The following is a 5,454-nucleotide window of genomic DNA, read 5'->3' on the forward strand; positions in this document are numbered from 1 at the left end:
GCGCCGACCAGGGCGCCTGCCGACCCTACCTTGCCGGCGCGGATCGTGTCGGCGACGTCGGCGTTTGAAGCTATAGCCTCGTCCACGGCGGTGCCGAGCGCGCTGTCGTCGGAGACGACCTTGAGGCCGCGCTTCTCGACGACGGTGTCCGGGTCGCCCTCGCCCGCGAGCACGCCCTCGATCACCTGGCGGGCCAGCTTGTCGTTGAGGTCACCGGAGGCGACGAGCGCGGCGACCCGGGCGACCTGCTCGGGCGTGATGGGCAGCTCGTCCAGGGCGCGGCCGGACTCGTTGGCGTTACGGGCCAGCTCGCCCATCCACCACTTGCGCGCCTGGTCGGCCGGGGCGCCGACGGCGATCGTGGCGACGATCGGCTCGATCGCGCCCGCGTTGAGAATCGACTGCATGTCGTGCTCGGAGACGCCCCACTCCTCGCGGAGCCGGTTGCGGCGGACGCGCGGCGGCTCGGGCAGCGTGGCGCGCAGCTCCTCCACCCAGGCGCGGGCCGGCGCGACGGGGACGAGGTCGGGCTCCGGGAAGTACCGGTAGTCCTCGGCGTTGTCCTTGATCCGGCCGGAGGTGGTGGAGCCGTCCTCCTCGTGGAAGTGCCGGGTCTCCTGGAGGATGGTGCCGCCGCTGTTCAGCACCGCGGCGTGGCGCTGGATCTCGAAGCGGGCGGCGCGCTCGACGCTGCGCAGCGAGTTGACGTTCTTGGTCTCGGAGCGGGTGCCGAACTCCTCGCGGCCGTTCGGACGCAGCGACAGGTTCACGTCGCACCGCATCTGGCCCATCTCCATGCGGGCCTCGGAGACGCCGAGCGCCTTGATCAGCTCGCGCAGCTCGGCGACGTACGCCTTGGCGACCTCGGGGGCGCGCGCGCCGGCGCCCTCGATGGGCTTGGTGACGATCTCGATGAGCGGGATGCCGGCGCGGTTGTAGTCGAGCAGCGAGTGGGACGCGCCGTGGATCCGGCCCGTGGCCCCGCCGACGTGCGTCGACTTGCCGGTGTCCTCCTCCATGTGGGCGCGCTCGATCTGCACGCGGAAGATCTCGCCGTCCTCCAGTTGGACGTCCAGATAGCCGTTGAAGGCGATCGGCTCGTCGTACTGGGAGGTCTGGAAGTTCTTCGGCATGTCCGGGTAGAAGTAGTTCTTCCGGGCGAAGCGGCACCACTCGGCGATCTCGCAGTTGAGCGCGAGCCCGATCTTGATGGCGGACTCGACGCCGATCGCGTTGACGACCGGGAGCGACCCCGGCATGCCCAGACAGGTCGGGCAGGTCTGCGAGTTGGGCGCGGCGCCCAGCTCGGTCGAGCAGCCGCAGAACATCTTGGTCCTGGTGCCGAGCTCGACGTGGACCTCCAGGCCCATGACGGGGTCGTACGTGGCGAGGGCCTCCTCGAAAGGCACCAGGCTCATCGTGGCGGTCACAGAAAACGCAACTCCTTCAAGGAAGCCGTCAGTTCGGCGCACCACATCTGGTACGCGGGGAGGGTCCGGAGACGGTCCAGATCAACACGTTCGCCGAGGAACTCGGCCAGTTCCCGGCTGTCGCCCCCGGGCAGGACGCGGGAGAGCAGAGCCTTGGGGTCCGCGGCCTTCTCGACATCCCGCGCGCCGGCGGGGATGTGCGCCGACACCGCTCCCGGCAGCGAACCGAGGAGTGGACCGTCGGCGAGCAGCCATGCCTCCGTCTCGCGTACGGGGACCACTCCGACGATACGGCAATGGGAGGGCGGCGCGACGTCCTGGCGGATTTTGTCGATCTTGCTTCGCTCACGGTGGTCGTTGTGGATGAGCAGCAGGTCACAGTCGCGGGCGAGGTCCGTCACCTCGGCGCAGATCTGTTCGTGGGCGGTGCGCGCGGTGCTGTACCGGCCGCGCAGGGGGGTGTCGCTCACGTCGAAGGGTTCGCTGTGGGCCGCCGCCAGCTCCTTGAGCTGTCGTACGGCGACGGTGCCGAGGAAGATCTCGTCCTCCGGGCCCTCCGCGAGCAGGCCGACCGTCAGGTACCGGCTCACCGGCTGCCTGCCTGGGCGGTCTCCAGATACTGGCGTGCCTCCCGGGCGGGGACGTACGTGCCCCGCTCCCCCGATTCGGCCAGGGGCCGGATCCTGCTGTGCCGTGACGGTGTCTCGCCGCCGCCGACCCGCGTCACGGTGTCGACGAAGAGCACGTCGCCGGGGTGGTCGGGGTACACGGCGGCGAGCACGACCGGTGAGTGGGTGGTGACGACGATCTGCTGGAGCGTGGCCGGTCCGGTGTGGCGGCGCAGCCGTCGTACCAGCTCCTTGACCTGGCCGGGGTGGAGCCCGTTCTCGACGTCCTCGATCATCAGCGTGGAGCACTCGTTGACGGTGCGCGCATGGCGGGCGGGCACGGAGGTACCCGCCCCGCTCCTGTCGTGGGCCGCCACGAGCACCGACAGGACGTGCAGGGTGCCGTCGGAGGCCAGCCTGGCCGGGGTGGGTGCCGCGTCCCGGTAGACCAGTTCCAGTTCCCACACCCCCTTGTCCACGTCGGAGGCCGAGCGGAGATCCGTCAGCCCCGGCAGCACGGCGACGGCGTCGGCCTTCAGCAGCAGGGCCTCACGGGCGGCTTCGCCTTCGCCACGGAGCAGACGCCCCAGCACGGCGGAGAGGTTGTGCGCGTCACGGGCCATGTGGTCGTCGTCATGGAGATCGGCGTCCTGGCGTGCCACGTCGGCGACCGGTACCAGCCGGTGCCAGCGGAAGCCGGGGCTGGAGCGCAGGAAGGAAGGGCCGCCCTCGGCGTTGCGCCGGATCTGCGCCTGCTGTTCGCGGGTCAGCCCCCATCGGTCGGGGGCCTCGGGCAGCAGGGTGAGCGTCCCCCGGGCCTCGGGACGGGACGTCCCGCCCTCCCGGACGATGTCGAGGGCGAGTCGGAGGTGCCGCATGCCCTGGGCGGCGTCGTACTGGAGAAAGCACAGCACGAGGGAGATCCGGTCGGCGGCCGTGCCGTCACCGTACCGGTGGAAGAGGTCGACGACGCGGCCCCGCAGCTCACCGCCGGGGCGCAGGTCAGCGGCCCAGTGGAGCGCCTCGCCCTCTCCCCACCAGGTGAATGTCTCGGTCGTCAGCCGCGCGACGAGGTCGACCGCCTCCAGGAGGTTGGTCTTGCCCGAGCCGTTCTGTCCGACCAGCACCGTGAAGGGGGACAGGTCGACGGCGCAGTCACGGAAGGACCTGAATCCTTCCAGCTCGATACGGGTGATCATGCGTGTCACCCCCTTCCATGGTGTGGAGTACGGGCGCCGGGGCCGGTGAAGGCCCCGGTGCCCGTGCGGTCAGCCCAGCAGGACGTCGTCGTCGCCCAGGCGCTTCAACTCGCGGTACAGGATCGCCAGGCCCGTGACGATGGCCACCGCGGAGACCGCCGCGTCGACCAGCCGGAGCGTGTCGTTCTCCTTGCGGGCCAGCTTGGCCTGCTTCACGACGCCGAAGGCGCCGAGCGCGGTGCTGCCGATGGACAGGTACGTACCGGTCTTGGACTTCTTGAAGCCCTTGGCCTTGCTCATTGCACTGCTCACAGTGACGGTGCCTCCTCCAGCAACGGGTGTCCCCACCTTTCCACGAAGGCCGCTTCGACGGCGGCACCGACCGTGTAGAGCCGGTCGTCCTTCATGGCGGGGGCGACGATCTGCAGACCGACCGGGAGACCGTCCTCCGGCGCGAGGCCGCAGGGCAGCGACATGGCCGCGTTGCCCGCCATGTTGACGGGGATGGTGCACAGGTCCGCGAGGTACATCGCCATCGGGTCGTCGGTGCGCTCGCCGATCCCGAAGGCGGTGGTCGGCGACGTCGGGGAGACGATCACGTCGACCTGCTCGAAGGCCTTCTCGAAGTCCCGGGTGATGAGCGTGCGGACCTTCTGGGCCGAGCCGTAGTACGCGTCGTAGTAGCCGGAGCTGAGCGCGTACGTGCCCAGGATGACGCGGCGCTTGACCTCGTCGCCGAAGCCGGCCTCGCGGGTCAGCGCGGTGACGTCCTCGGCGGAGCGCGTGCCGTCGTCGCCGACGCGCAGTCCGTAGCGCATGGCGTCGAAGCGCGCGAGGTTCGAGGAGCACTCGGACGGCGCGATCAGGTAGTACGCGGCGAGGCTGAGGTCGAAGGACGGGCAGTCCAGCTCCACGATCTCGGCGCCCAGCTCCTTCAGCAGCTCGACGGACTCGTCGAAGCGCTGGAGGACGCCGGCCTGGTACCCCTCGCCGCGGAACTGGCGGACGACACCGACGCGCATCCCGGCCACCGAGCCGTTGCGCGCGGCCTCGACGACCGGCGGGACCGGCGCGTCGATGGAGGTCGAGTCGAGGGGGTCGTGGCCCGCGATGACCTCGTGCAGCAGCGCGGTGTCCAGGACCGTACGGGCGCAGGGGCCGCCCTGGTCGAGGGAGGACGAGAAGGCGACCATGCCGTAGCGGGAGACGGCGCCGTACGTCGGCTTCACACCGACCGTGCCGGTGAGGGCGGCGGGCTGGCGGATGGAGCCGCCGGTGTCGGTGCCGATGGCCAGCGGCGCCTGGTAGGAGGCGAGCGAGGCGGACGAGCCGCCGCCGGAGCCGCCGGGGATCTTGGTGAGGTCCCAGGGGTTGCCGGTGGGGCCGTACGCGCTGTTCTCCGTGGAGGACCCCATGGCGAACTCGTCCATGTTGGTCTTGCCGATGATCACGACATCCGCGGCCCTGAGCTTCTTGGTGAGCGTCGCGTCGTACGGCGGGAGCCAGCCTTCGAGGATCTTGGAACCGACGGTCGTCGGGATCCCCTCGGTGGTGAAGATGTCCTTGAGCGCGACGGGGACGCCGGCCAGCGGGCCGAGCTTCTCGCCCGCCGCCCGCTTCGCGTCCACGGCGCGGGCCTGGGCGAGCGCGCCCTCGCGGTCGACGTACAGGAAGGCGTGCACCTTCTCGTCGACGGCCTCGATGCGCGCGAGGTGCGCCTCGGTGACCTCGACGGCCGTGAGGTCACCGGAGGCGATCCTCGCGGCGATCTCGGCGGCGGTGAGCTTGATGATGTCCGTCTTGACGGTGTCGGTCATGGCTGTTTAGTCCTCCCCCAGGATCTGCGGCACCTTGAAACGCTGCTGCTCCTGGGCAGGGGCGCCGGAAAGCGCCTGCTCGGGGGTGAGCGACGGGCGGACCTCGTCCGCGCGCATGACATTGGTCAGCGGCAGCGGGTGGGAGGTCGGCGGTACGTCTTGGTCGGCTACCTCGGATACGCGGGCGACCGCGCCGATGATGTCGTCGAGCTGTCCGGCGAAGTGGTCGAGCTCTTCGGCCTTCAGCTCCAGACGCGCCAGCCGGGCGAGGTGGGCGACCTCCTCGCGCGTGATGCCAGGCATGCAGCGATCCTCAGGGGTGAGTGTGATTGGTTTTCACCCAATCCTATGGGGCGGGCACCCCTGCTCACGAAACGGCCGGGCGCCCCGGGGACCGGGG

Annotated in this window: 6 protein-coding genes; all 6 read right to left on the reverse strand. The window is 70.5% G+C overall.

Going from position 1 to position 5,454, the window contains the following annotated elements; genetic code table 11:
• Positions 1 to 1,418 (reverse strand): Asp-tRNA(Asn)/Glu-tRNA(Gln) amidotransferase subunit GatB (gatB, locus tag ACFXPK_RS20480; protein ID WP_385077367.1); only part of this gene is annotated, 1,418 nt, incomplete at its 3' end.
• 8 nt (positions 1,419 to 1,426) lie between these two features.
• The gene (locus ACFXPK_RS20485) at positions 1,427 to 2,020 is read right to left on the reverse strand and encodes a hypothetical protein (protein ID WP_385007174.1); all 594 of its coding nucleotides are present in this window, start codon (positions 2,018 to 2,020) and stop codon (positions 1,427 to 1,429) included.
• A complete protein-coding gene (locus ACFXPK_RS20490) occupies positions 2,017 to 3,237 on the reverse strand; it encodes an AAA family ATPase (RefSeq protein ID WP_385007176.1) in 1,221 nt (406 codons plus the stop codon). Before ACFXPK_RS20490 ends, ACFXPK_RS20485 begins: the two co-directional genes overlap by 4 nt.
• A 69-nt stretch (positions 3,238 to 3,306) precedes the next feature.
• Positions 3,307 to 3,549 (reverse strand): hypothetical protein, encoded by a 243-nt coding sequence (locus tag ACFXPK_RS20495; protein WP_385007178.1) that lies wholly within the window; start codon positions 3,547 to 3,549, stop codon positions 3,307 to 3,309.
• Positions 3,546 to 5,054, reverse strand: a complete 1,509-nt coding sequence (gene gatA / locus ACFXPK_RS20500; protein WP_385007180.1) for an Asp-tRNA(Asn)/Glu-tRNA(Gln) amidotransferase subunit GatA — start codon at positions 5,052 to 5,054, stop codon at positions 3,546 to 3,548. Before gatA ends, ACFXPK_RS20495 begins: the two co-directional genes overlap by 4 nt.
• Before the next feature lie 6 nt (positions 5,055 to 5,060).
• Complete coding sequence (gene gatC, locus ACFXPK_RS20505) at positions 5,061 to 5,357, reverse strand: Asp-tRNA(Asn)/Glu-tRNA(Gln) amidotransferase subunit GatC (RefSeq protein WP_010984178.1); 297 nt, start codon at positions 5,355 to 5,357, stop codon at positions 5,061 to 5,063.
• Positions 5,358 to 5,454: the final 97 nt, after the last annotated feature.

This window comes from Streptomyces sp. NPDC059142, assembly GCF_042755665.1.
Classification (GTDB): domain Bacteria; phylum Actinomycetota; class Actinomycetes; order Streptomycetales; family Streptomycetaceae; genus Streptomyces.